Genomic DNA, 23,361 nt, shown 5'->3' with positions numbered 1-23,361 from the left:
AAACAAAAATTTTGTGAAAGCCTGCCCAAAAACTTTTCTAAAACTTTGTTAGCGCTCAGTTTGGGCTTAATTTTACTGGGCATTTTTGCACCTTTCCCAAAAGTCCCTAAACACCAAAGCGTGCCTTTGGCGCTTCATTTCACCGAGCATTACGCGCGCTTTATCCCTACGATTTTATCTGTGGCGATTCCCTTGATCCAAAGAGATGCGGTAGGGCTTTTTCAAGTCGCTAACGCCTCTATCGCTACAACCATTCTCACGCACACCACTAAAAGAGCCTTAAACCATGTAACGATCAATGATCAGCGTTTGGGCGAGCGCCCTTATGGGGGTAATTTCAACATGCCAAGCGGGCATTCGTCTATGGTGGGTTTGGCGGTGGCGTTTTTAATGCGCCGTTATTCTTTTAAAAAATACTTGTGGCTCTTACCCCTAATCCCTTTAACCATGCTCGCTCGCATTTATTTAGACATGCACACCATTGGCGCGGTGTTGGCCGGGCTTGGCATTGGAATGTTATGCGTGGGTCTTTTTACAAGCCCCAAAAACCTAAATTAAAAGCCTAAATTAAAAGCCTAAATTAAAAACCTAAATTAAAAACCTAAATTAAAAGCCTTAATTAAAGCTCTAATTCCTATTTTTGTAATCTTCATAAGAAAAGCTTTTGAGGATCTTAAAACCTTGCGAGTCTATTTTAGCCAGGCTTGGCAGTGGCACGCCATTAAACGAGTTGTTTTTGACGATCGTATAATGGAGCATGTCTTGAAACACGATTTTATCGCCCCTTTTTAAAGGCGTTTCAAAGCTAAAACTCCCCATAAAATCCCCCGCTAAACAAGTGGGGCCGCCTAAAAAGTAAGAAAACGCCCCTTGATTTTCGCCCTTTTCAACTTCAATAATTTCTTCATCGTTTTCTACAGAAACCTTAAGAATACTAGGGCGATAAGGCATTTCTAGGCAATCGGGCATGTGAGCGCTGAAAGAAGCGTCTAAGATCGCAATTTCTTGATCGTTTTGAACGATGTCTATCACGCTTGCGATTAAAAACCCGCATTGCCACCCTATGGCTTCCCCAGGCTCTAAGATCACTTCTATATCATGATAACGCTTTTTAAAATCCTCAATCGTTTGGATGAGCAAATTCACATCATAATCGCTCCTGGTGATATGATGCCCCCCACCAAAATTCACCCACGCCATGTTTTCTAAATAAGGCTTGAAATGCCTTTCCACATGCTCTAAAGTCCGGCACAAAGCGTCGGCGTTTTGCTCGCAATGCGTATGGAAATGCAACCCGCTCACCCCCTCTAAGCCATGCTCTTTCACCCCCTTTTCAAATTCGCTAGGCGTAATCCCTAACCGGCTCATTTTAGAGCATGGGTTATAAATCGCTGGGGTTACTTCGCTATAAAGGGGGTTAATCCTCAAACCCATTTTAATGGGGCTTAAGCCCAAGTTTTCTAATTGCTTGTTTTTGTCTAAAATCCTGTCTTTGTAGGTGGCGTATTGGTGAAAAGAGTTGAAAATAATGCTTGTCGCTAGGGGTAAAATCGCGCTCATTTCAGCCTCTTTAAAAGCCGGGCTATAAACGCAAATTTCCTTATGGCTCTCTCGCCCCCCAAATTCTTCAAAAGCGAGCTTAGCCTCATAAAGACCGCTCGCACAACACCCGTTCAATTTTTGCCTCAAAATCCCAAACTCACGCCAAAACGCATACCCTTTTAAAGCGAGCAAAACCTTTGCCCCGCTTTGCTGGCGCACGATTTCTAAAATCTTGGCGTTTTTTTCTAAGCGTTCGCTCTCTAGCGCATAGCAAGGGGTGGGGATAGCACTGTATTTTTTCATGCTAATTCCAAAAATTGCTTAACCACCCGCTGGATGTCTTTGGGGTTAGACTTGGAGATGAAATCATCGGCCTTTAAGCTCCTGGCCATGTCTTCATTAGAGCTACCGCTCATAGAAGAATTGACCACGATAGGGATTTTTGAAGTCAAAGGATTGTTTTTAACCTGCTTGATCACTTCAAAACCGCTCGCTTCTGGCATTTCTAAATCGGTAATGATCAGGCCAATATTACTCACATCGGTTGTGGGGTTGAACAAATGCTCTAATAAGGTTTTACCATTGATAAAATCTATGTGCTTGACGCCCAGCTTGTCTAAAATCATTTGCATGGTTTTTAAAACGCTTGGGGAGTCATCAGTGAGCAAAACGCATTGGTTAGAATGGATTTTAGAAAGCGTCTCTAAATCGTTGTGTTTTTCATCTTCAATCCAAGGGAACACATCTATAAGCATTTTTTCAATATCCACCACTTGCACCAAGCGCCCGTCAAAATAGCGCGTGCGGCTCACGAGCTTGTTATTGCCTGCAGATCCCCCTAACCCAGCGCTTTGCTCCATTTCAGTCCATTTCTTGCTCAAAATCCTATCCGCTTCATAGATCCTAACCCCTATGGTCCAGCGAGAAAACTCACAAATCATGACAATATCGTCTTCACCTTTTTCTTTTTCTACCCTGTAAGGGCGTAAATCTTTGCTCTTGTTCTGGCTGTCATAATAAAACCATTTTTTCATGTCAATCAAAGGAATGGTGAGCTCTCTTATAATGATCAAGCCCTCAACGAGCGAATTGTTTTCGTGGCTGATGATGGTGAGATTGCCATGGTATTTCACCACTTCACGGATCTTAAAAACATTGACCGCATACAAATCCTTGTTTTTACCCAGCCTAAAACACAACAATTGCAACTCGTTATTTTTATGCAAACTCGTAACTTGATCAATGCCCGCTAAACTATCAGCCATGACTTCCCCTTAATTTAGGTTTTCGTATCGTTTTATAATTATATCGTGTTTGTGTTTAATGCCAACGACACTTAAAAACTAAAAATTCCTTTGGGGGGTTTTGGAATCATTTTAAATGACTCAAAACAAACCCGTTTTTAAAGCTGCGCACATATAAAATATTATGGCGGTTAGAGCAAAAGACTTGTGGGGCTGTTACAAACCCAGAAAGCAATTCCCTAGCGTCAATGATTTTAGGGCTTTCAAGCGATCTTTTACAAGGCTTTAATGAAAACGAAAAAGCGTCAATGGAATCGGCTCGAACTTCATAACTTTCAAAGGCTTTATTTTTGATGCGCATGAGGTAGATTTTATGGGCAAAAATGCTCGTGTTTCTGGTGTCGGCAAAGGTGCTAACACCTGAATACAACGAAGTTACTAGCCCTCCAACAAACCCCAAATAATAATTCGCCACCGCTTGCATGCCCACCTTAAAAGTAGCCGATAAAATGGCTCTAGTGATAATATAGGGCAATTGCTTCCTAAACTCGCTAGCGACCACTGCATCTATTGAGGCTAAAGTGTCAAAGGGCGTTACTTTTTCTCCGTCTTTGAGGGTGAAATTTTGATAAAACGCTTCCCCTTTTTCTAGCTTGGGCAAAGCCACACTCACATTATAAACCGAATCGATCATAAAAATAGGCACATCAATTTTAAATTCGCTTTTTTGCGGCTCTTTACCATCTTCAATGATGATCCAAGTGAAATGGTTTCTATTAGGGTTTTTGAAAAAAACCAAGTCTTTAGCCACGAAAGGGCTTTGACTGATCCCATAGGCTTCATTAAGATAGCCTAACCCCTTATTTTTATCCCCATTTAAAGCGTAAAACAACCCTGAAAGATACGAAACCGCCGGGTTAAGCAAGCCTTGATAAGCTTCGTATTTGTCTAAATTAGAATAAGTGTTGTTTAAAATCTCGCTCACTTCTACCCTAGAGCGTTCCATATTAATATTATGCTTTTTGCTAGAATCGATCTCTTTAATGGCTTTTTGAACTTCCTCATAATAAAATTCTTTAGCCCTGCGCTGGCGTTCATTCGCGCGGTTGAATTGCACCCTAGCGTTCGCGCTATCGTTTAAAAGCATGTAGTCTATCGCTTTGTAATAATTGATTAAAACGCTCTCATAAATATTCCCCCCATAAGCGCGCACATTATCATTAATCATGGTAGCGCCCACATAACCAGCCCCTCTTGTAAAAGCGCTTTGCGTTTTATCAAAGCGTTGCTCAGCTTGTTCTAATACCCCTAAAGAAGTTTCGTAATCTCTTGCGTATAAAGCGCTCAAGCCGTTTTGCAAATCCCATAAAAGAGCGTTCTTTTTTTTCTTAGTGAATTGTTTGGAATATTCATAAGCTTTTTTAGGGCTTTCTTCATAATAGAGCGTGTTAAAATGTTCTAAGTCCATACGATAGCCTATGCAACCTGTTAATGATACTCCTAAAATTACCGACATCAACAGAACGAATATTTTCAATCTAACCCTTTTAATTGGCATTTTTTTGCTTGACTATTTGAGCGTATCATAACATTTTTAATGAAAACATAAGCTTTTTATGGTTAAAATGATCCTTAAGCTCTTATTTAGACCTATGCAATAGGATTTTAGGGTAACGCTTCAGGGTAGGAATACAGCAGAGTCCCCTAATTTCTTGTGTGCCTTAGCCATCTGAATAGGAGTCTTCAAAGTGATATTGACTTTTTAAAACAAAACTAACTTTTTAAAACTAGCTCTTCAAAAGTTTCTCACGCCACTCTTTAGGGTAGTCTTTTTGTAACGCTTTCACTTTATTCACATGGCTAGAGTCTGAATTAAAGATTTTCAAATAACGCCCCAAACCCTCCAAACTCACATCAATCATGTTAGAACTCCCGTTGCCTAGATTTTTGACTAAAACCTGCCTGGCATACAAAGGGGTATTTTCTAAAAAAGAAATTTCAGTTTCGCTCAAAGGCACATTGAAGTTGTGTTTCAACTCCCTAGCGTTTTTTTGCGGGTACAAAATAAGAGTCCCCATGTTGCTTAAAAAACTATGGGCGTTTTTAACCCCGCTTAATTGGTAAATGTCTTGCAAAGCCAACACCACCACGCCATTAGCCTTTCTGGCTTGCGTGATTAAAGCGTTAATTTTAGCGTTCAATAAATCGTTTTCCACATAGGATTTAAACTCGTCTAAAAAAACCAAAAAACCGCTGTCGTTTTTCCTGGATTCTTCTAAGATTTTATAAAACAAATAATAGGCTAAAAGCCCTAAGTCTTTAGGGTTTTGGGTGATGGCATCTAGGTTTATCACATTTAAAAAAGCGCTTGAGTTGAACGCGTCATCCAAAGCGTTAAAAAGGGGGTTATTCAAATACGGCTCTAAACTCAAGCCCAATTGGTTAGATGAGGTTCTTTTAAGCGTTTCTTTAAAATCTAACAAACTAAAAGCTTTAGGGTATAAGGTCTCATAAAGGCTCTTAATCGCGCTCAAAATCGCATTCATGTCTTCTAAGGCTTCTTTATCCCTTGAAGGGGCAAGATCAAACATGCTCAAAAAGAAGGATTGCAAAAATTCTAAATTCTGCAAATTAGGCTCTAAACAAAAGGGGTTGATGCTAAAAGATTTGCCGTCATGGTAATGCCCTTTAAAAAATTTTGTGAAAGAATACAGCCCTTGCATCCTATCAAATGCTAAAAGGCGCATGTTTTGGTATTTCAAAGCGCTCATCATTAAAAAGCTAATCAGCGTGCTTTTACCGCTCCCGGTAGCCCCTATGATTAAGGTATGCCCATTCACTCTGGCGATTTCTTTAGCGTTGTTGTGGCTCACTTCTTGGTTGTGGAAATTGAATAAAAAAGGGGAATAATCCAAATTTTTAAACACACTCAAAGGGCTATTCCCCCATGAATTAGCCTTAAAACCTAAATTTTGCCTTTCAAACACCATTAAACACGCTAGGGCTTTAGAGGTTAAAAAACGCAAGCGGTGGTTTAAATGGATGCGTTCAGGGAAAAAGGAAAAATACCCCCCTTTCAAGCCAAAAGTTTCTATAACGCCCACTAAGTTTTCTTTAAATAAAAGCCCTAAAACTAAGCTTGTTTGAGTATCTAAATCCTCTAAACTAGGGGCTTTGATAAGAATGTTTAAGGCGAATTTTTGCATGGATAGGCGTTTGGTTTTGACCAGTTCTTGGTATTCTAGCAGCTCGTTTTTAACGAGATTGGACATGCTGAATTTGGCCCGTTCTTTTAAAAAACTCAGCGTTTTATTGACGCTCATAGGCTCTATAGAAAAGATAATATCTAGTGGCGTCTCTTGGTATAAAAGCGCTCCGATCGCTATAGAAGTGATGCGCTCGCTCTCATAAGCTTTAATGCCAATCAAGCGGTTATAGGTTTTTTGATTAAAGCTTTCTTGAATGAAATAATCTTTTTCAAAAGTGATAGAACTAGCGATATAGCTGTCGCTCAAATACCCCCCCACTAAGGGCTTTAAAGGGAGATCAAACCCGTTAATGTATTCCGCATAAAAATTCAAAACCTCTTTGGAGCTTAAGAGTTTGGGGGCATAGTTTTTGAGCTGGATTTCTAAGCTTTTTAAAGTTTCTTGCAAAAAATGCGCTTTATAAGAGAGAATGTCCTTAAAATTTTCCCTATTAGCATGCATGAGAGATTTTTTCTTATGCTCCAAAACACCTTGTAAAGAGTGAGTGCTTTCTAAAACTAAAAAATACTGATTCTCATACACTTCTTTGTTTTCAAATTGATTCAAGATCGCTTGCAAGTATTTAGAGTCAGATTGGATATTTTGTTGGTGATCAATTTTACGCCTTTTAACCACGAGGCGCGCCACGACTTTTTCTAAAGAATCCAACGCCATCTGGCGCTCGGTGAAAAGATCTTGCAATTGCTCTGTGCTTAAATGGGTGTAGCTCACTCCCTCTAAACGGAGAATGCCCACTAAGTTTTCGTTTTTAGTGAGCAAGAAATGTTCATCATACAAGCCTAAAAGGTTGTTTTCTTCGCTCATAGAATAGCTTTTAGGCAAAACCCCTAAAAAATAGTTTGAAACTTTTTGTTTGATAGCGCTCAAAAGCTTTTCTAACATTCTACGCTCTATAACATTTGGTTTTAGTTTTTATTTTGCTTTTAGCCACAATAATATCTGCAATATCTTCATCAAAAAATTCCAGCACGCTAAAGAGTGCTAAAAACCCTAAATACAACAAAAAAGCGCTCAACAAATCAATCCAAGGGAGCAAGATAAAAGGCGCAAAAACCGAAATCAAATAAGACTTAGCGTTCAGCCATAAAAATTTTTCTTTAACCGAAATTTCACGCAAATTCTTCACGCTCGCTGACAGGATAATCATTAAAAAATTCCCATAAACCAATTCGCCAAACTCGGGGCCTTAAAGAATAAAAAAATCCCAAACACCACGCCAAGGATCGTGAATAAAATCTCTTTCCACCGGTCTAAATTCCTCCACACATAAATAGCGATCCCTATGAAAATCACCATTAAAATCCCCTTAGCGATGGGGCTTTTGAGCTGGGCTTCTAGAGCGTTAAAAAACCCTTCTAATCCTTCAGCGAACAAACTTGAAACGCACATGCCTACTAAAAAAATGATTTTTAAAAAATGAGCGGACATCAAAACCCCTTTTGTTTAATTTTAATTAACTTTATAAGTCTTTATTATCTCAAAAAAACCATAAAAACCCTCTAAAAAGGCTCAAAAAGGGTGTATTTAATCTTTAAAGGGGTAAAAAAGCAAAGCTAAAGAGGTAAAAGCCTTACTATTCTACGATTTGATAGACATAAGAAAGATTAGCGTGTTCTTTGGCTTGTAGGGCGTCCTCTTCTAAGAGGTTTTGAATCTTTTCAAAACTATATTGCAAATGGTTGTAAGCGACAATCACCACCTCATCGCCTTTTTGCAAAAAATGCTCTTGCGCAAAGGGCATATAAGGGGTAGCTCCAATCGCAAAAATCATTTTAGTGGGGAAATTATGGCGCTCTAAAAAAGGTCTTAGAGCCTCTAAAGAGTCGCCATCTTGTTGGTGGTTTAGTTGGTCTTTGATCCAATCTAAAAGCTTTTGATAAAAAAACTCGTATTTGAGCAATTTGCTGTTTTCCCCATAAATGTGCCAAACATTATCGTATTTCAAAAAAGACGCGATAGAGAAATTGTTGCACACCCCCCCATAAACAAACCTGTCAATGGGCAATTTCTGCCCTATGCCTTTAGAAGCTGGTGAAAAATTCTTTTTTTGGGAGAGTTTTGCGGCGTCTAAATTACGCACAGAAGCGTCGTTAAACGCCATGAAAAAATTAGGCACAAGCTTGGTTACCAAATGTTTTTCATCGTATTTAACATCGCATTCTAAAGCGATTTCTGGCTCTGCTTGCACCCTTAAATTGGGATCATTAGGCAAAATAATCTTATGGTTATCAATGCAACAACGCCCCAAATAGCAATTCTCATACGGGATATAAAAAGGGAATAACCCCTTAGGAGCGTCCTTTTCTTCGCTTTTCATGTTAATAAAACTATGACTCTCTCCTGCTTGTTCCAAATGCCCTGCAAAATTCCCCACCACACCAAAACCTAAAAACTCTTGCATGCAAACCTCCTAAAAAACAGCCTAACGCTGATTAGAGCTTTTTTCATTATAGCATAAAAGAAAACCCCTAAAATTCTCAAAAACTCCCTTTCAAGCGAACAAATACTCCCTAGCGTTCTCTTTATCCAAAGGGTAAAGCTCACGCTTTTCGTTCCCTATTTGAATGAGGTAAGCTTGATTTTTTAAAGTCTTAGCATAGCCTAAAGCGATACGGCCGGCCAATTCTTTATCTTCTTGGCTGGCGTTTTTATCCACTAAACTCAAAGGGCCTTTACAGCTTAGTAATTCAATCTTATCCATTAAAGGGTGCTGAATGTCTAGCTTGTGGTTTTCTTCTTCATTCCTTGCCACCACCAAACGAGCGTTATGGGGTAAGACAAAATAACGCCCGTTTTTGACAATCACGCTGTCTTCAAACACCATTTCTCTGTATTCTTTCAGATTCTTAATCTTATTACTCACTTGAATGTCCGTAAGCAAGCACCCCCCACCTGGCTTTTCGTAATATTTCAAGCCGTAATCTTTGATCATTTGCAATTGCCTGCTCCGCCCCCTACCGCTCACATCTAAAAGTTTTTCTCTATCAACCCAACCCTTTTTTTCCATGAAAGTAGGCTCTAAGAGTTTAGCGCTCATGGGCCGCAATAACAACTCATCTAAAAATTGCGGTTTTTCATCGCCTGCTTGTGTTCGGTCTAAAACGGGATCAAAACGAGCCTCTTCGCCCACCTCTCTGACTAATTTCCTCACCTGATTGAGCGCTTCTTTCCTTTGGGATTTAGGGCGTTGCCCTAGCACTTCCCCGCTCAAAACAAAATCCGCGTTCAATTCAAGCATCTTGTAAAAAGCGTTCCTAAACATATTGGCATGGCAGTCAATACAAGGGTTAAAATATTTCCCATAGCCGTATTTGGGCTTGAACAACACATCGTTAAAAAACTGCTCTCTAATATCGCACACCAAGAGCTTAGCCCCAATTTGCGCGGTGGCGTTTTCAAAATACTCTCTTTTATCTTTATTCCCCCCAAACCCTATATTGAAGTGTAAAGCGGTTACTTCAATGCCTTGATCGATGAGTAATTTCATGGACAACAAACTATCCAACCCCCCACTGAATAAGGCTAAAGCTTTAATCTTTTTCATATGGCGACTAATTCTCCTTGTTTTAATTTCATAATGGCCTGACGAGCCTTTTTTAAAAAAATCATTTTTTCGCTAAAAGGGAGCGAGCTTTTAGGGATTTCTTTGAGTTGGCGCTCAAAATAGCGCAAAATCAACAAACGCAATTCCTTTTCAAAACCCCCTTTTTTTAGGGGTAAATCCGCGTCTAATAATAACGCAACTAATTTAGGGTCGTCCAATTTTTCTTGACACAAAGCGTCAAATTCTTGCTTTTTATGCAAGAACACCCCACTATGGATATAACCCACCGCCAAATCCAACAAGCTTCTGTCTTCTAAAAGATAGCGGATCACTAATTTTTCTAAAAATTCCAAACTCATCGTGTTAGGAACATGAGCGAACTTTTGAGCAAGATTGGGTTTTTCTGTTTGGGGGTAAAAAGGCTGAAAAGAGGCTGGCTCTCTAATCCCTAAAACATGCAAAGGCGCTTGCAAAAGAGAAGCGATTAAGGGCTTGTATTCGCTTTGTAAAAGCAAGGAAAAGTTTTTTAAAAACCCTAACATTTCTTTAAGAGCCTTATCTTTTTCTAAAGGATCGTCTAAAAAATAGGAACCCGCCATGTGTTTTAAAACAAATTCAATAAAAGCCATGGGGCGCGATAGCCAATTTTTTAGGGTTTCAATCTGATTATTAGCGATCATATCCGCTGGATCCAGGTTGTTTTCAAATAGAATCACCCCCCCCCTCCTTTGCTCTTTAGCCAACATCAAGCTCGCTTTATAGGCTGCGTTTCGCCCTGCCTTATCCCCATCATAGCTCAAAAGAATTTCGGGATCGCCTTTTTTAAGCAAGGGCAAATGCGATGGCGTTAAAGCTGTCCCAAGCGTGGCTATGGCGTTTTTAAAACCCGCTTGGTGCAATAAAATCACATCCAAATACCCCTCTGTTACAATGACCTGCTTTTGTTTATAGATGTGTTCTTTAGCCAAATGATAGCCATAGAGCAAACTGGATTTATCAAAAAGCTTACTTTGGGGCGAATTGATATACTTGGCCGCTTTTTCTTTTAAGGTGCGCCCTCCAAAACCCACCACTTGAGCGCTAGGGCTATAAATAGGGAACATGATGCGATCCAAAAAGCGCAAATAGGTTTTATCCTCTTTATCGCTCTTGCCTAGCACGCCTAATTCAATGAGCTTGTCCCTATTCAAGCCTTTATTTTCAATACCGTAATCAATTCTATTCGTGCATAACCCTAATTTAAACGCTTTGATGCTCTCTATGCTAAGCCCTCTTTTTTGCAAATAATTCAAAAAAAACGGGGCGTTAAAAAGCTCTTCTTGATACAACGAACTCACCATTTCTAAAAGGTGGTAGTCTTCTTTATGATCGTAATAAGCGCTTTTGTCATACTCTAAAGCTACATTGAATCGGTGGGCTAATTTCTCAAGCGCTTCCACAAACGAAAGTTTTTCAAACGCCATCACAAATTTAATGCTATCCCCGCTCGCCCCACACCCAAAGCAATGGTAAAACCCTTTAATTTGATTGACGCTAAAACTCGCGCTCCTTTCTTCATGAAACGGGCAACAAGCCATGTAATTCGAACCTGATTTCCTCAAATCCACATAAGAGCTAATGACTTCTACAATATCTATCGTTTGCAAAAGGCGATCAATGGAACTTTTAAGAATCATTTTTCATGCTTTCTTCAAATGGGCTTTTTTGGTTTGACTTTCTCAAAAGGGATTATACTCAATAAATAAAATCTTTGTTGATAACGCCCCTTTTTCTAATCCTTATATTTTTAAACTAATAAAACCTTATACAAATAGACTTAATAATCCTTATAATTATAATCTTAGCTTTGGTTTTATGGCTTGACTTATCCCTAAAAATGCGCTATAGTTGTGTCGCTTAATAACAATAAGCGCTAAATTTCTATTTTATTTATCAAAACTTAGGAGAACTGAAATGAAGTTTCAACCATTAGGAGAAAGGGTCTTAGTAGAAAGACTTGAAGAAGAGAACAAAACCAGTTCAGGCATCATCATCCCTGATAACGCTAAAGAAAAGCCTTTAATGGGCGTAGTCAAAGCGGTTAGCCATAAAATCAGTGAGGGTTGCAAATGCGTTAAAGAAGGCGATGTGATCGCTTTTGGCAAATACAAAGGCGCAGAAATCGTTTTAGACGGCACTGAATACATGGTGCTAGAACTAGAAGACATTCTAGGTATTGTGGGCTCAGGCTCTTGTTGTCATACAGATAATCATGACCATAAACATGCCAAAGAGCATGAAGCTTGCTGTCATGATCACAAAAAACACTAAAAACATTAATATTTAAGGATACAAAATGGCAAAAGAAATCAAATTTTCAGATAGCGCAAGAAACCTTTTATTTGAAGGCGTGAGACAACTCCATGACGCTGTCAAAGTAACTATGGGGCCAAGAGGCAGGAATGTGTTGATCCAAAAAAGCTATGGCGCTCCAAGCATCACCAAAGACGGCGTGAGCGTGGCTAAAGAGATTGAATTAAGTTGCCCAGTGGCTAACATGGGCGCTCAACTCGTTAAAGAAGTAGCGAGCAAAACCGCTGATGCTGCCGGCGATGGCACGACCACAGCGACCGTGCTGGCTTATAGCATTTTTAAAGAAGGTTTGAGGAATATCACGGCTGGGGCTAACCCCATTGAAGTGAAACGAGGCATGGATAAAGCCGCTGAAGCCATTATTAATGAGCTTAAAAAAGCGAGCAAAAAAGTAGGCGGTAAAGAAGAAATCACCCAAGTGGCGACCATTTCTGCAAACTCCGATCACAATATCGGGAAACTCATCGCTGACGCTATGGAAAAAGTGGGTAAAGACGGCGTGATCACCGTTGAAGAAGCTAAGGGCATTGAAGATGAACTAGATGTCGTAGAGGGCATGCAATTTGATAGAGGCTACCTCTCCCCTTACTTTGTAACCAACGCTGAGAAAATGACCGCTCAATTGGATAACGCTTACATCCTTTTAACGGATAAAAAAATCTCTAGCATGAAAGACATTCTCCCGCTACTAGAAAAAACCATGAAAGAAGGCAAACCGCTTTTAATCATCGCTGAAGACATTGAGGGCGAAGCTTTAACGACTCTAGTGGTGAATAAATTAAGAGGCGTGTTGAATATCGCAGCGGTTAAAGCTCCAGGCTTTGGGGACAGAAGAAAAGAAATGCTCAAAGACATCGCTATTTTAACCGGCGGTCAAGTCATTAGCGAAGAATTGGGCTTGAGTCTAGAAAACGCTGAAGTGGAGTTTTTAGGCAAAGCCGGAAGGATTGTGATTGACAAAGACAACACCACGATCGTAGATGGCAAAGGCCATAGCCATGATGTCAAAGACAGAGTCGCGCAAATCAAAACCCAAATCGCGAGCACGACAAGCGATTACGACAAAGAAAAATTGCAAGAAAGATTGGCTAAACTCTCTGGCGGTGTGGCTGTGATTAAAGTGGGCGCTGCGAGCGAAGTGGAAATGAAAGAGAAAAAAGACCGGGTGGATGACGCGTTGAGCGCGACTAAAGCGGCTGTTGAAGAAGGCATTGTTATTGGCGGCGGTGCGGCCCTCATCCGCGCGGCTCAAAAAGTGCATTTGAATTTACACGATGATGAAAAAGTGGGCTATGAAATCATCATGCGCGCCATTAAAGCCCCATTAGCTCAAATCGCTATCAATGCCGGTTATGATGGCGGTGTGGTCGTGAATGAAGTAGAAAAACACGAAGGGCATTTTGGTTTTAACGCTAGCAATGGCAAGTATGTGGATATGTTTAAAGAGGGCATTATTGACCCCTTAAAAGTAGAAAGGATCGCTTTACAAAATGCGGTTTCGGTTTCAAGCCTGCTTTTAACCACAGAAGCCACCGTGCATGAAATCAAAGAAGAAAAAGCGGCCCCAGCAATGCCTGATATGGGTGGCATGGGCGGTATGGGAGGCATGGGCGGCATGATGTAAGCCCCCCCTTGCTTTTATCTTTTCTTAATAAAAGCCCTTTTTTGGGGGCTTTTATTTGACAAACCCCCATTTTAACCCCCTTTTAATATTGAGAATGTTTCCAAAACACCAAAAAACCTTTTTTTTTTTTTTTTTTTTTGAAACAACAAAATGCCAAATTAGTGCAAAAATCTTATCAGTTCATACTATAATTAACGAAATCTTGTGATAAGATCTCATTCTTATTACAAAACTCATCTAACCATTTTAATTTCAAGGAGAATATTTATGAAAAAAACCCTTTTACTCTCTCTCTCTCTCGCTTCATCGCTTTTAAACGCTGAAGACAACGGCTTTTTTATAAGCGCGGGCTATCAAATCGGTGAAGCCGCTCAAATAGTGAAAAACACCGGCGAATTGAAAAGACTTTCGGACACTTATGAGAATTTGAGCAATCTTTTAAACAATTTCAACAACCTCAATCAGGCGGTAACGAATGCGAGCAGCCCTTCAGAAATCAATGCTGCGATCGATAATTTAAAAGCCAACACGCAAGGGTTGATTGGCGAAAAAGACAATTCTCCGGCGTATCAAGCGGTGTATTTGGCGTTGAATGCGGCGGTGGGGCTGTGGAATGTCATCGCCTATAATGTTCAATGCGGTCCTGGCAATAGTGGACAACAAAGCGTAATTTTTGATGGCCAACCAGGACACAATTCAAGTTCCATTAATTGCAATTTAACCGGTTATAATAACGGAGTTAGCGGCCCTTTATCTATTGAGAATTTTAAAACGCTTAATCAGGCTTATCAGGTTCTCCAACAAGCGTTAAAACAAGGGGTGCCTGTCTTGAATAACACGACTCAAAAGATAGAAGTCAAAGTAACAACGCAAACTAATGGGCAAACTAGTAAAGAAACTACTACTACTACTACTACTACTACTAACGACGCTCAAACCCTTTTGCAAGAAGCCAATAAAATGATAAGCGTCCTCACTACAAACTGCCCATGGGTCAATCACAATCCAGGACAAAATGGGGGCGCACCGTGGGGTTTAGATACAGCCGGGAATGTGTGTCAGGTTTTTGCCACGGAGTTTAGCGCCGTTACTAGCATGATCAAAAACGCGCAAGAAATCGTAACGCAAGCTCAAAGCCTTAACGCTCAAAACAATCAAAACGCGCCACAAGATTTCAATCCTTACACCTCTTCTGATAGGGCTTTCGCTCAAAACATGCTCAATCACGCGCAAGCGCAAGCCAAGATACTTGAACTAGCCGATCAAATGAAAAAAGACCTTGACACTATCCCAAAACAATTTATCACAAGTTACTTGGCAAGCTGCAAAACAGATGGCACAACACCCAGTCAAGGGGTTACTTCTAACACTTGGGGAGCCGGTTGCGCCTATGTAGAAGAGACGATAACGGCTTTAAATAACAGTCTTGCGCATTTTGGCACTCAAGCCGAGCAAATCAAGCAATCTGAGTTGTTGGCGCGCACTATACTTGATTTTAGAGGCAGCCTTAGCAATTTAAACAACACTTATAACAGCATCACCACGACCGCTTCAAACACGCCTAATTCCCCATTCCTTAAAAATTTGATAAGCCAATCCACTAACCCTAATAACCCCGGGGGCTTACAGACTGTTTATCAAGTCAACCAAAGCGCTCATTCGCAATTATTAAGCGCCACGCAAGAATTAGGGCATAACCCTTTCAGACGCGTTGGCTTAATCAGCTCTCAAACCAACAACGGTGCGATGAACGGGATCGGCGTGCAAGTGGGCTACAAGCAGTTCTTTGGGCAAAAAAGAAGGTGGGGGTTAAGGTATTACGGCTTTTTTGATTACAACCATGCTTATATCAAATCCAGCTTTTTCAACTCCGCCTCTGATGTGTTCACTTATGGGGTAGGAACAGATGTCCTCTATAACTTCATCAACGACAAAGCCACCAAAAACAATAAGATTTCTTTTGGGGTGTTTGGGGGGATTGCGTTAGCGGGCACTTCGTGGCTTAATTCCCAGTATGTGAATTTAGCGACCTTCAATAATTTCTATAGCGCTAAAATGAATGTGGCGAATTTCCAATTCTTATTCAACTTGGGCTTGAGAATGAACCTCGCTAGGAATAAGAAAAGAGCGAGCGATCATGCAGCTCAGCATGGCGTGGAATTAGGCGTGAAGATCCCCACGATCAACACGAATTACTATTCTTTGCTAGGCACTCAACTCCAATACCGCAGGCTTTATAGCGTGTATTTGAATTATGTGTTTGCTTACTAGGCTTTTTGTGAAACTCTCTTTTTAAGGGATTTCTTTTAAAGCCTTTCTTTTTTTGGGGGTTTAATTTTGAAGCCTTTGTTTTGAACCCTTGTTTTGAAACTCTCTTTTTTAAAGTCTTTCTTTTAAACTCTCTTTTTTTTAAACTCTCTTTTTTTTGGGGGTTTTTTAAATTATTTTTTTTGAACCCTTTGTTTGGGGGTTTCTTTTTTAAACTCTTTCTTTTTTGGGGGGGTTTGATGAAAAAATCCTTTTTAGCGTTTTTTAGTCAGTGGAAAACCTAATTCAAGCGATAATCTTTTAAACCCCAATAATATTATCTTGATAAAAACAAAGCTTTTTAAAACCCCTAAAACAAGACTAACCAACAACAAAACGCATGGAGTCTGTTGCGATCCTTATAGCGTTAAAGCGCAAACCAAGTTTTTATTTAAATAAAAGCGGTTGCCCGTGCTGTTTTAAGAGCGTTTCGTTTCTGTAAAAACCGCAATATTTTTCAATTATTCTTGACAAGCGTTAAAAAAAATTGTATCATTATCTTTTTGTGAGACCCGTTAGCTCAGCTGGTAGAGCAATTCCCTTTTAAGGAATGGGTCGTTGGTTCAAATCCAACACGGGTCACCATGAGCATCGTGGCTCCTTCATCTAGTGGTTAGGATACCACCCTTTCACGGTGGTTACAGGGGTTCAAATCCCCTAGGAGTCACCACTCTTTTATACGGGTTTAGTTGGATTCTATCTCAATATTTTGGTCGCTTAGCTCAGTTGGTAGAGCGCTACCCTTACAAGGTAGATGTCATAAGTTCGAGTCTTATAGCGACCACCATGACTAAAGCATGCGTTTTTAGGCTATGGAGTTTGGATAGGGAGCGGTAGTTCAGCTGGTTAGAATATCTGCCTGTCACGCAGGGGGTCGCGGGTTCGAGTCCCGTCCGCTCCGCCACCAAGTGCTTTTTAAATCATTTTCTACGCTTTATTTCCAATATAATAGTCAATCGTTAAAAATGACCCTTTCATCTAGTGGCCAAGGATACCACCCTTTCACGGTGGAAACGGAAGTTCAAATCTTTCAAGGGTCGCCACAAAAATTTCAAACTACACCCATAAATTATCTAAAAGCCTGGTTTTACCCACACGAGCCGCCACTAAAACCAGCGTGTTGGTTGGCTCTATGGTTTTTAAAGGCTCTAGCTTGTGGTTACAAAATTCCAAATAATCCACTTCCAAGGTTTCTAAAATTTCAAGCCCTAGTTTTTTCAGTTTTTCGCACGCTTTTTCGCCCTTATCTATGGCTTGCTTGATACTTTCTAGAGCTTTTGGAATGGCTAGGGCTTGTTTTCTTTCTATCGCATTCAAATACACATTCCTAGAGCTTAAAGCCAAATTATCGCTATCGCGCACGATCTCGCATGGCGCTATTTCAATGTCTAAAAGCAAATCTTTGACTAAATGCTGAATAATCAAAAGCTGTTGGGCGTCTTTTTTACCAAAATACGCTCTAGTGGGATTAACAAGATGAAACATTTTTAACACGACCTGAACAACCCCATCAAAATGCCCTTTACGCATGGCTCCCTCTAAAGAATGGGATAAAAATTTAGGGGCGTGGAGCTTTAGGCGTTGCTCTATTTCATAGGGATACATTTCATTCATTTTAGGCAAAAACACCGCATTAACACCCAATCCTTCACACAAAGCCAAATCCTTTTCTAATGGGCACGGGTAAGCGTTAAAATCTTCGTTAGCCCCAAATTGCGTGGGATTGACAAAAACGCTCACAATCGTGTGGGAATTTTCTTTCAAACTCCTTTCTATCAAGCTTTGATGCCCTTTGTGTAAAGCCCCCATAGTCGGCACAAACCCCACGCTTTCTTCCAAACTTTTACGATATTCTCTTAAAGCAGCAATCGTTTCTAGCACTCGCATTCAACAATCCTTTAAAAGCTCTAAAACCACTTCTCTAGGCTCTTTAGCCTGATAAATGGGGCGGCCCACCACGATAAAATCGCTCAAATTTTGCTTAGCCTCTTTAGCGTTCGCCACTCTTTCTTGATCCTCTTTATCATTTTTATCCAGCCTTATGCCAGGGGTTAAAGTCAAAAAGTTTTTACCTAAAGCCTCTTTAATCGCCAAACTTTCAAACACCGAACACACCACCCCATCAATCCCGCTCTCTTTACCCATAGCGCTTAATTTGATCGCTTGCGTTTTTAAAGGGGCGTTATACACCATCAAAAATTCCTCTTCGCTAAAGCTGGTTAAAGCGCTCACGCCCATGATTAAGGGGCGTTTTTTAAGAGCGTTCAAGCGTTGCATTAAAATGGTTAGCGCGCTTTTAGCGCTGCTTAAATGCACGGTGAGCATGTCAATTTCTAATTTCGCACATTCTAGCGCAGCATTTGCCATCGTATAAGGAATATCATAGAGCTTCAAATCCAAAAAGATCTTAAAATTTTCATCAATCTTTCTGATTTCATCTAAAAAAACAGCCCCATCCCTTATAAAAGATCTAAGCCCCACCTTAGCCCATAAATCTAAGCCCTTCAATTCTTGCAATAAAGAAAGATTGTCCTCTTTTTTTTCTAAATCCAATGCGACACATAATTGCATGAAAGCCCTTTAAAGTGTAAAATAACGCCATTATAACAAAAAGAAATGCAAGATTTTTAGCTATGATAAGCGTTTTAAAAACAAACGAATTTTAATCAAATGAGATTTAAGGGTTAAAGAGTGGAAGCGTTTTTAGGAGCGTTAGAGTTTCAAGAGAATGAATATGAAGAGCTTAAAGAGCTTTATGAGAGCTTAAAGGCTAAGCAAAAGCCCCACACTTTGTTCATTTCTTGCGTGGATTCACGAGTCGTGCCTAATCTAATCACTGGCACCAAGCCGGGCGAATTGTATGTGATTCGTAACATGGGCAATATAATCCCCCCTAAAACAAGCTATAAAGAGTCCCTTTCTACTATTGCGAGCATTGAATACGCTATCATGCATGTGGGCGTTAAAAATTTAATTATTTGCGGGCATAGCGATTGTGGGGCTTGCGGGAGCGTTCATTTAATTGATGATGAAACCACCAAAGCTAAAACCCCTTACATTGCCAACTGGATACAATTTTTAGAACCTATTAAAGAAGAATTAAAAAACCACCCGCAATTCAGCAACCATTTTGCCAAGCATTCATGGCTTACAGAGCGTTTGAATGCGCGCTTGCAACTCAACAACCTCTTAAGCTATGATTTCATTCAAGAAAGAGTGGTGGATAACGAATTGAAAATTTTTGGTTGGCACTACATCATAGAAACAGGCAGGATTTATAATTATAATTTTGAAAGCCATTTTTTTGAGCCGATTGAAGAAACCATTAAACAAAGGAAAAGTCATGAAAACTTCTGAAACAAAAACCCTTAAATCCGTTTTAATCGCCGGGCCATGCGTCATTGAGAGCTTAGAAAATCTAAGAAGTATCGCTACTAAATTACAACCCCTAGCCAACAACGAGCGATTGGATTTTTATTTTAAAGCGAGTTTTGATAAGGCTAACCGCACGAGTTTGGAGAGTTACAGAGGGCCTGGTTTAGAAAAAGGCTTAGAAATGTTACAAATTATCAAAGAGGAATTTGGCTATAAGATTTTAACCGATGTGCATGAGAGCTATCAGGCAAGCGCAGCGGCCAAAGTAGCGGATATTTTACAAATCCCGGCGTTTTTGTGCCGCCAAACGGATCTGATTGTAGAAGTGAGCCAAACTAACGCTATTGTCAATATCAAAAAAGGGCAATTCATGAACCCAAAAGACATGCAATATTCTGTCTTAAAAGCCCTTAAAACAAGGGATAGTAGCATTCAAAGCCCCACTTATGAAACAGCGTTAAAAAATGGCGTGTGGCTGTGTGAAAGGGGGAGCAGCTTTGGGTATGGGAATTTAGTGGTGGATATGCGCTCTTTAAAAATCATGCGAGAGTTTGCCCCTGTGATTTTTGACGCTACTCACAGCGTGCAAATGCCAGGGGGAGCGAATGGGAAAAGTTCAGGAGACAGCTCTTTTGCTCCCATTTTAGCCAGAGCGGCGGCGGCAGTGGGGGTTGATGGGTTGTTCGCTGAAACGCATGTTGATCCTAAAAACGCTCTAAGCGACGGGGCGAACATGCTAAAACCTGGCGAGCTAGAACATTTAGTAGCTGACATGTTAAAAATCCAAAATTTATTTTAAAGGAATTCCATGCGAATCATAGAAGGGAAATTGCAATTACAAGGGAATGAAAGAGTCGCTATTCTAACATCGCGCTTCAATCACATCATCACAGACAGATTGCAAGAAGGGGCGGTTGACTGCTTTAAAAGGCATGGGGGCGATGAGGATCTTTTAGACATCGTGCTGGTGCCTGGGGCTTATGAATTGCCTTTCATTTTAGACAAATTGTTAGAGAGTGAAAAATACGATGGCGTGTGCGTTTTAGGAGCAATCATTAGAGGAGGGACTCCGCATTTTGACTATGTGAGCGCGGAAGCGACTAAGGGCATTGCCAATGCGATGCTCAAATACAGCATGCCTGTAAGCTTTGGCGTGCTGACCACGGACAATATTGAGCAAGCGATTGAAAGAGCGGGCAGTAAAGCCGGTAATAAGGGCTTTGAAGCGATGAGCACTCTCATTGAATTATTGAGCTTGTGCCAAACTCTCAAGGGTTAAAATGGCGACACGAACTCAAGCCAGGGGGGCTGTGGTTGAATTGTTGTATGCGTTTGAAAGCGGTAATGAAGAAATTAAAAAAATCGCTTCCAGCATGCTAGAAGAAAAAAAGATTAAAAATAACCAGCTGGCTTTTGCCTTAAGCCTTTTTAATGGCGTGTTAGAAAAAATCAATGAAATTGACGCTCTCATTGAACCGCATTTAAAAGACTGGGATTTCAAACGATTGGGGAGCATGGAAAAGGCGATTTTACGCTTAGGGGCGTATGAAATTGGCTTCACGCCCACACAAAACCCCATCATCATCAATGAATGCATAGAGCTTGGCAAACTCTATGCTGAGCCTAACACCCCTAAATTTTTAAACGCTATCTTGGATTCTTTGAGCAAAAAGCTCGCTCAAAAACCCTTGAATTGAGGGCGTTTTATGCTTAAATTTAAAAAATGGTGTTATAACCGCTTTATTTTCTTTTTAGCCGTTATTTTATTAGTTGTTTTTTATAAAAAGAGAACATTATTCGAGCAATAACCAAAGAATTTTAAAGCATGAAGTCTATAGAGCTAAAAGCGTTGGGCTTTTGAGTTCAAGCCTTTTTAGAATATTAAGTGTAGTTTTAGACAAATGATATTAAAATCAGTAACCACTTTAAAAAAAACAGCGATGGAGTGCGAAAAGTCGTTTGTTTTTAACAAGTGATAAAACAATATAAAGGAATAATATGGCATACAAATATGATAGAGACTTGGAATTTTTAAAGCAATTGGAATCTAGTGATTTATTGGATTTGTTTGAGGTGCTTGTTTTTGGTAAAGACGGCGAAAAAAGACACAATGAAAAACTGACAAGCTCCATAGAATACAAAAGGCATGGCGATGATTACGCTAAATACGCAGAAAGAATCGCTGAAGAGTTGCAATACTATGGGAGCAATAGTTTTGCGAGTTTCATTAAAGGCGAAGGAGTCTTATACAAAGAAATCCTATGCGATGTGTGCGATAAATTAAAAGTCAATTACAACAAAAAAACTGAAACGACTTTGATTGAACAGAACATGCTTTCTAAAATCTTAGAAAGAAGTTTAGAAGAAATGGATGATGAAGAAGTGAAAGAAATGTGCGATGAATTGTCCATAAAAAACACCGACAATTTAAACAGACAAGCCTTAAGTGCGGCGACTTTAACGCTGTTTAAAATGGGAGGCTTTAAATCTTATCAATTGGCTGTCATTGTTGCGAATGCGGTCGCAAAAACCATTCTAGGGCGTGGTTTATCGCTTGCGGGCAATCAGGTGCTTACAAGAACTCTGAGCTTTTTAACAGGCCCTGTTGGCTGGATCATTACAGGCGTATGGACGGCGATTGATATTGCGGGACCGGCTTATAGGGTAACCATACCGGCATGCATTGTGGTTGCCACTTTACGCCTAAAAACACAGCAAGCCAGCGAAGATAAGAAGTCGTTGCAAATAGAATCCATTTAAGCTTTTTTTAGGGGAAAAGGTATAGAATGGAAGCCCAGATGCGAAAGTGCATCTAGTTTTTATTTTAATTTAAAGGGGACAAAATGAGTAACAGTTGCAGCAATCAACACCACAATCAAAAAGGTGACGCTAAAAATCAAAACAACGAAAGTTGTCAAAAAAATAGCCAAAACCAAGCCAATCAATGCAACGCTAACCACGAGCATAAAAACGATAAAAAGTAAGGGTTAGAGGGTTAAAGGAGGGGGTTTTGTGCCAAAAATCAAAGTAGCGTTTCATTAAATTAACCCTAAAGAAAAAATCAATAGTTTCCTACTTTCAAACCAGATTTATCGTATCCAAAATGATAAGCGTATCAAAATATTTTAATCATTATCATCATTCTCTGGTTGTAAAAAATTAATAGAGCTCATTAGCTTCTGTAGCGCTATCTTTGTGTGCAGTTAGCGGGTGTGTTTAGCCTTTTAGGGCGTTAAACATGATTTTAAAAAATAATGCACTAACCACTAATCACTAAAAAGGGGGTTGGTGGGATTTGAGCGAGCGGTAGAAGTAAAGTTAAAGGAATTGCATGGCATACAGATACGATAGCGATTTGGAATTTTTAAAGCGGTTAAGCTCTAGCGATTTGAAAGATTTGTTTGATGCACTTGTTTATGATGAAGATGGCGAAAAAAGATTTACTGAAGGATTAACGCTTTCAGAAGAATACAAAAGGCATGGCGATGATTACGCTAAATACGCAGAAAGAATCGCTGAAGAGTTGCAATACTATGGGAGCAATAGTTTTGCGAGTTTCATTAAAGGCGAAGGAGTCTTATACAAAGAAATCCTATGCGATGTGTGCGATAAATTAAAAGTCAATTACAACAAAAAAACTGAAACGACTTTGATTGAACAGAACATGCTTTCTAAAATCTTAGAAAGAAGTTTAGAAGAAATGGATGATGAAGAAGTGAAAGAAATGTGCGATGAATTGTCCATAAAAAACACCGACAATTTAAACAGACAAGCCTTAAGTGCGGCGACTTTAACGCTGTTTAAAATGGGAGGCTTTAAATCTTATCAATTGGCTGTCATTGTTGCGAATGCGGTCGCAAAAACCATTCTAGGGCGTGGTTTATCGCTTGCGGGCAATCAGGTGCTTACAAGAACTCTGAGCTTTTTAACAGGCCCTGTTGGCTGGATCATTACAGGCGTATGGACGGCGATTGATATTGCGGGACCGGCTTATAGGGTAACCATACCGGCATGCATTGTGGTTGCCACTTTACGCCTAAAATTAAAAGCGAAATAAGAAGCAAAACAGAAAGCAGAACGAGAAGCAAATAAAACTAAAAAAAT

At 40.0% G+C, this 23,361-nt stretch carries 22 protein-coding genes, 5 tRNA genes and 1 other RNA gene; 17 read left to right on the top strand and 11 right to left on the bottom strand.

Features of this window, described 5'->3' with window-relative positions:
• The first annotated feature begins 21 nt into the window (after positions 1-21).
• Positions 22-558 carry a lipid A 1-phosphatase LpxE gene (gene lpxE, locus FIM44_RS00985; RefSeq protein WP_238699880.1) on the top strand — a complete coding sequence of 179 codons (537 nt, stop codon included), beginning with the start codon at positions 22-24 and terminating at the stop codon, positions 556-558.
• 69 nt (positions 559-627) lie between these two features.
• Here the strand turns inward: lpxE and nspC are convergent, their stop codons facing one another.
• The 3 genes from nspC to FIM44_RS00970 form a co-directional block, all read right to left on the bottom strand.
• On the bottom strand, positions 628-1,845 hold the full coding sequence (nspC, locus tag FIM44_RS00980; RefSeq protein WP_120860881.1) for a carboxynorspermidine decarboxylase: 1,218 nt from the start codon (positions 1,843-1,845) through the stop codon (positions 628-630).
• Entirely contained in the window at positions 1,842-2,807 is a 966-nt protein-coding gene (gene cheV1 / locus FIM44_RS00975) for a chemotaxis protein CheV1 (RefSeq protein ID WP_140578619.1), read from the bottom strand. Before cheV1 ends, nspC begins: the two co-directional genes overlap by 4 nt.
• Positions 2,808-2,913: 106 nt before the next feature.
• On the bottom strand, positions 2,914-4,344 hold the full coding sequence (locus tag FIM44_RS00970; protein ID WP_194148666.1) for a COG3014 family protein: 1,431 nt from the start codon (positions 4,342-4,344) through the stop codon (positions 2,914-2,916).
• 83 nt (positions 4,345-4,427) lie between these two features.
• Here FIM44_RS00970 and ffs point away from each other — a divergent pair.
• Positions 4,428-4,525: signal recognition particle sRNA small type (gene ffs / locus FIM44_RS00965), an RNA gene on the top strand.
• Positions 4,526-4,573: 48 nt separating this feature from the next.
• Here the strand turns inward: ffs and FIM44_RS00960 are convergent.
• The 6 genes from FIM44_RS00960 to dnaG form a co-directional block, all read right to left on the bottom strand.
• Positions 4,574-6,937: a VirB4 family type IV secretion/conjugal transfer ATPase gene (locus FIM44_RS00960; protein WP_140578615.1), complete on the bottom strand. Its 2,364-nt coding sequence runs from the start codon at positions 6,935-6,937 to the stop codon at positions 4,574-4,576.
• Position 6,938: 1 nt separating this feature from the next.
• Positions 6,939-7,202 carry a hypothetical protein gene (locus tag FIM44_RS00955; RefSeq protein WP_000584956.1) on the bottom strand — a complete coding sequence of 88 codons (264 nt, stop codon included), beginning with the start codon at positions 7,200-7,202 and terminating at the stop codon, positions 6,939-6,941.
• Positions 7,202-7,483 (bottom strand): TrbC/VirB2 family protein, encoded by a 282-nt coding sequence (locus tag FIM44_RS00950; protein ID WP_001272686.1) that lies wholly within the window; start codon positions 7,481-7,483, stop codon positions 7,202-7,204. The genes FIM44_RS00955 and FIM44_RS00950 overlap by 1 nt, the downstream gene beginning before the upstream one ends.
• 145 nt (positions 7,484-7,628) lie before the next feature.
• A complete protein-coding gene (locus FIM44_RS00945; RefSeq protein ID WP_140578614.1) occupies positions 7,629-8,456 on the bottom strand; it encodes a DUF5718 family protein in 828 nt (275 codons plus the stop codon).
• A gap of 90 nt (positions 8,457-8,546) precedes the next feature.
• Positions 8,547-9,599 carry an MnmA/TRMU family protein gene (locus FIM44_RS00940; RefSeq protein WP_140578612.1) on the bottom strand — a complete coding sequence of 351 codons (1,053 nt, stop codon included), beginning with the start codon at positions 9,597-9,599 and terminating at the stop codon, positions 8,547-8,549.
• On the bottom strand, positions 9,596-11,275 hold the full coding sequence (dnaG, locus tag FIM44_RS00935) for a DNA primase (protein ID WP_140578610.1): 1,680 nt from the start codon (positions 11,273-11,275) through the stop codon (positions 9,596-9,598). Before dnaG ends, FIM44_RS00940 begins: the two co-directional genes overlap by 4 nt.
• A gap of 277 nt (positions 11,276-11,552) precedes the next feature.
• On the opposite strand from dnaG, the gene groES reads away from it, so the two are divergent.
• The 8 genes from groES to FIM44_RS00890 all read left to right on the top strand — a co-directional run bounded on the left by groES (position 11,553) and on the right by FIM44_RS00890 (position 16,925).
• Entirely contained in the window at positions 11,553-11,909 is a 357-nt protein-coding gene (gene groES, locus FIM44_RS00925; protein WP_000671931.1) for a co-chaperone GroES, read from the top strand.
• 25 nt (positions 11,910-11,934) lie between these two features.
• Complete coding sequence (gene groL, locus FIM44_RS00920; protein WP_001040293.1) at positions 11,935-13,575, top strand: chaperonin GroEL; 1,641 nt, start codon at positions 11,935-11,937, stop codon at positions 13,573-13,575.
• A 267-nt stretch (positions 13,576-13,842) separates the two neighbouring features.
• Entirely contained in the window at positions 13,843-15,846 is a 2,004-nt protein-coding gene (gene hopZ / locus FIM44_RS00915) for a Hop family adhesin HopZ (RefSeq protein ID WP_140578608.1), read from the top strand.
• Positions 15,847-16,391: 545 nt separating this feature from the next.
• Positions 16,392-16,467: transfer RNA gene (locus FIM44_RS00910), tRNA-Lys, on the top strand.
• Positions 16,468-16,477: 10 nt separating this feature from the next.
• Positions 16,478-16,552 (top strand) — tRNA-Glu (locus FIM44_RS00905).
• A gap of 41 nt (positions 16,553-16,593) precedes the next feature.
• A tRNA-Val gene (locus FIM44_RS00900) sits at positions 16,594-16,669 on the top strand.
• A gap of 40 nt (positions 16,670-16,709) precedes the next feature.
• A tRNA-Asp gene (locus tag FIM44_RS00895) sits at positions 16,710-16,786 on the top strand.
• A gap of 63 nt (positions 16,787-16,849) precedes the next feature.
• A tRNA-Glu gene (locus FIM44_RS00890) sits at positions 16,850-16,925 on the top strand.
• Between the two features lie 13 nt (positions 16,926-16,938).
• Here FIM44_RS00890 and panC read toward each other — a convergent pair.
• Together panC and pyrF are read right to left on the bottom strand one after the other, a co-directional pair.
• Positions 16,939-17,769, bottom strand: coding sequence for a pantoate--beta-alanine ligase (panC, locus tag FIM44_RS00885; protein WP_140578606.1), 831 nt, complete (start codon positions 17,767-17,769; stop codon positions 16,939-16,941).
• Positions 17,770-18,453, bottom strand: a complete 684-nt coding sequence (gene pyrF / locus FIM44_RS00880; protein WP_121298923.1) for an orotidine-5'-phosphate decarboxylase — start codon at positions 18,451-18,453, stop codon at positions 17,770-17,772.
• 120 nt (positions 18,454-18,573) lie between these two features.
• Between pyrF and FIM44_RS00875 the strand changes: the two genes are divergently transcribed.
• The 7 genes from FIM44_RS00875 to FIM44_RS00850 all read left to right on the top strand — a co-directional run bounded on the left by FIM44_RS00875 (position 18,574) and on the right by FIM44_RS00850 (position 23,314).
• Entirely contained in the window at positions 18,574-19,239 is a 666-nt protein-coding gene (locus FIM44_RS00875; protein ID WP_140578605.1) for a carbonic anhydrase, read from the top strand.
• A complete protein-coding gene (gene kdsA, locus FIM44_RS00870) occupies positions 19,226-20,056 on the top strand; it encodes a 3-deoxy-8-phosphooctulonate synthase (RefSeq protein ID WP_140578603.1) in 831 nt (276 codons plus the stop codon). Before FIM44_RS00875 ends, kdsA begins: the two co-directional genes overlap by 14 nt.
• Before the next feature lie 9 nt (positions 20,057-20,065).
• On the top strand, positions 20,066-20,536 hold the full coding sequence (ribH, locus tag FIM44_RS00865; RefSeq protein WP_140578601.1) for a 6,7-dimethyl-8-ribityllumazine synthase: 471 nt from the start codon (positions 20,066-20,068) through the stop codon (positions 20,534-20,536).
• Between the two features lies 1 nt (position 20,537).
• A complete protein-coding gene (nusB, locus tag FIM44_RS00860) occupies positions 20,538-20,954 on the top strand; it encodes a transcription antitermination factor NusB (RefSeq protein WP_000235739.1) in 417 nt (138 codons plus the stop codon).
• Between the two features lie 301 nt (positions 20,955-21,255).
• On the top strand, positions 21,256-22,017 hold the full coding sequence (locus tag FIM44_RS00855; protein ID WP_000323696.1) for a YaaW family protein: 762 nt from the start codon (positions 21,256-21,258) through the stop codon (positions 22,015-22,017).
• Between the two features lie 83 nt (positions 22,018-22,100).
• Positions 22,101-22,241 carry a hypothetical protein gene (locus FIM44_RS08450; protein WP_000071314.1) on the top strand — a complete coding sequence of 47 codons (141 nt, stop codon included), beginning with the start codon at positions 22,101-22,103 and terminating at the stop codon, positions 22,239-22,241.
• A 347-nt stretch (positions 22,242-22,588) separates the two neighbouring features.
• Positions 22,589-23,314: a YaaW family protein gene (locus tag FIM44_RS00850; RefSeq protein WP_140578600.1), complete on the top strand. Its 726-nt coding sequence runs from the start codon at positions 22,589-22,591 to the stop codon at positions 23,312-23,314.
• Positions 23,315-23,361 lie beyond the last annotated feature (47 nt).

It is taken from the genome of Helicobacter pylori (assembly GCF_006440215.1).
Lineage (GTDB): Bacteria > Campylobacterota > Campylobacteria > Campylobacterales > Helicobacteraceae > Helicobacter > Helicobacter pylori_CS.
Note: the sequence above shows the minus strand (reverse complement) of the source record. Positions and strands in the feature narration are given on the sequence as shown.

What these genes read in the sequence shown, in the direction of transcription:
- cheV1 (WP_140578619.1), bottom strand. Translation starts at nt 2,807, where the DNA reads ATGGCTGATAGTTTAGCGGGCATTGATCAAGTTACGAGTTTGCATAAA.
- groL (WP_001040293.1), top strand. Translation starts at nt 11,935, where the DNA reads ATGGCAAAAGAAATCAAATTTTCAGATAGCGCAAGAAACCTTTTATTT.
- FIM44_RS00850 (WP_140578600.1), top strand. Translation starts at nt 22,589, where the DNA reads ATGGCATACAGATACGATAGCGATTTGGAATTTTTAAAGCGGTTAAGC.
- groES (WP_000671931.1), top strand. Translation starts at nt 11,553, where the DNA reads ATGAAGTTTCAACCATTAGGAGAAAGGGTCTTAGTAGAAAGACTTGAA.
- nspC (WP_120860881.1), bottom strand. Translation starts at nt 1,845, where the DNA reads ATGAAAAAATACAGTGCTATCCCCACCCCTTGCTATGCGCTAGAGAGC.
- hopZ (WP_140578608.1), top strand. Translation starts at nt 13,843, where the DNA reads ATGAAAAAAACCCTTTTACTCTCTCTCTCTCTCGCTTCATCGCTTTTA.
- kdsA (WP_140578603.1), top strand. Translation starts at nt 19,226, where the DNA reads ATGAAAACTTCTGAAACAAAAACCCTTAAATCCGTTTTAATCGCCGGG.
- FIM44_RS00960 (WP_140578615.1), bottom strand. Translation starts at nt 6,937, where the DNA reads ATGTTAGAAAAGCTTTTGAGCGCTATCAAACAAAAAGTTTCAAACTAT.
- FIM44_RS00855 (WP_000323696.1), top strand. Translation starts at nt 21,256, where the DNA reads ATGGCATACAAATATGATAGAGACTTGGAATTTTTAAAGCAATTGGAA.
- FIM44_RS00940 (WP_140578612.1), bottom strand. Translation starts at nt 9,599, where the DNA reads ATGAAAAAGATTAAAGCTTTAGCCTTATTCAGTGGGGGGTTGGATAGT.
- panC (WP_140578606.1), bottom strand. Translation starts at nt 17,769, where the DNA reads ATGCGAGTGCTAGAAACGATTGCTGCTTTAAGAGAATATCGTAAAAGT.
- dnaG (WP_140578610.1), bottom strand. Translation starts at nt 11,275, where the DNA reads ATGATTCTTAAAAGTTCCATTGATCGCCTTTTGCAAACGATAGATATT.
- ribH (WP_140578601.1), top strand. Translation starts at nt 20,066, where the DNA reads ATGCGAATCATAGAAGGGAAATTGCAATTACAAGGGAATGAAAGAGTC.
- FIM44_RS00945 (WP_140578614.1), bottom strand. Translation starts at nt 8,456, where the DNA reads ATGCAAGAGTTTTTAGGTTTTGGTGTGGTGGGGAATTTTGCAGGGCAT.
- FIM44_RS00950 (WP_001272686.1), bottom strand. Translation starts at nt 7,483, where the DNA reads ATGTCCGCTCATTTTTTAAAAATCATTTTTTTAGTAGGCATGTGCGTT.
- FIM44_RS00955 (WP_000584956.1), bottom strand. Translation starts at nt 7,202, where the DNA reads ATGATTATCCTGTCAGCGAGCGTGAAGAATTTGCGTGAAATTTCGGTT.
- FIM44_RS00970 (WP_194148666.1), bottom strand. Translation starts at nt 4,344, where the DNA reads ATGCCAATTAAAAGGGTTAGATTGAAAATATTCGTTCTGTTGATGTCG.
- nusB (WP_000235739.1), top strand. Translation starts at nt 20,538, where the DNA reads ATGGCGACACGAACTCAAGCCAGGGGGGCTGTGGTTGAATTGTTGTAT.
- FIM44_RS08450 (WP_000071314.1), top strand. Translation starts at nt 22,101, where the DNA reads ATGAGTAACAGTTGCAGCAATCAACACCACAATCAAAAAGGTGACGCT.
- pyrF (WP_121298923.1), bottom strand. Translation starts at nt 18,453, where the DNA reads ATGCAATTATGTGTCGCATTGGATTTAGAAAAAAAAGAGGACAATCTT.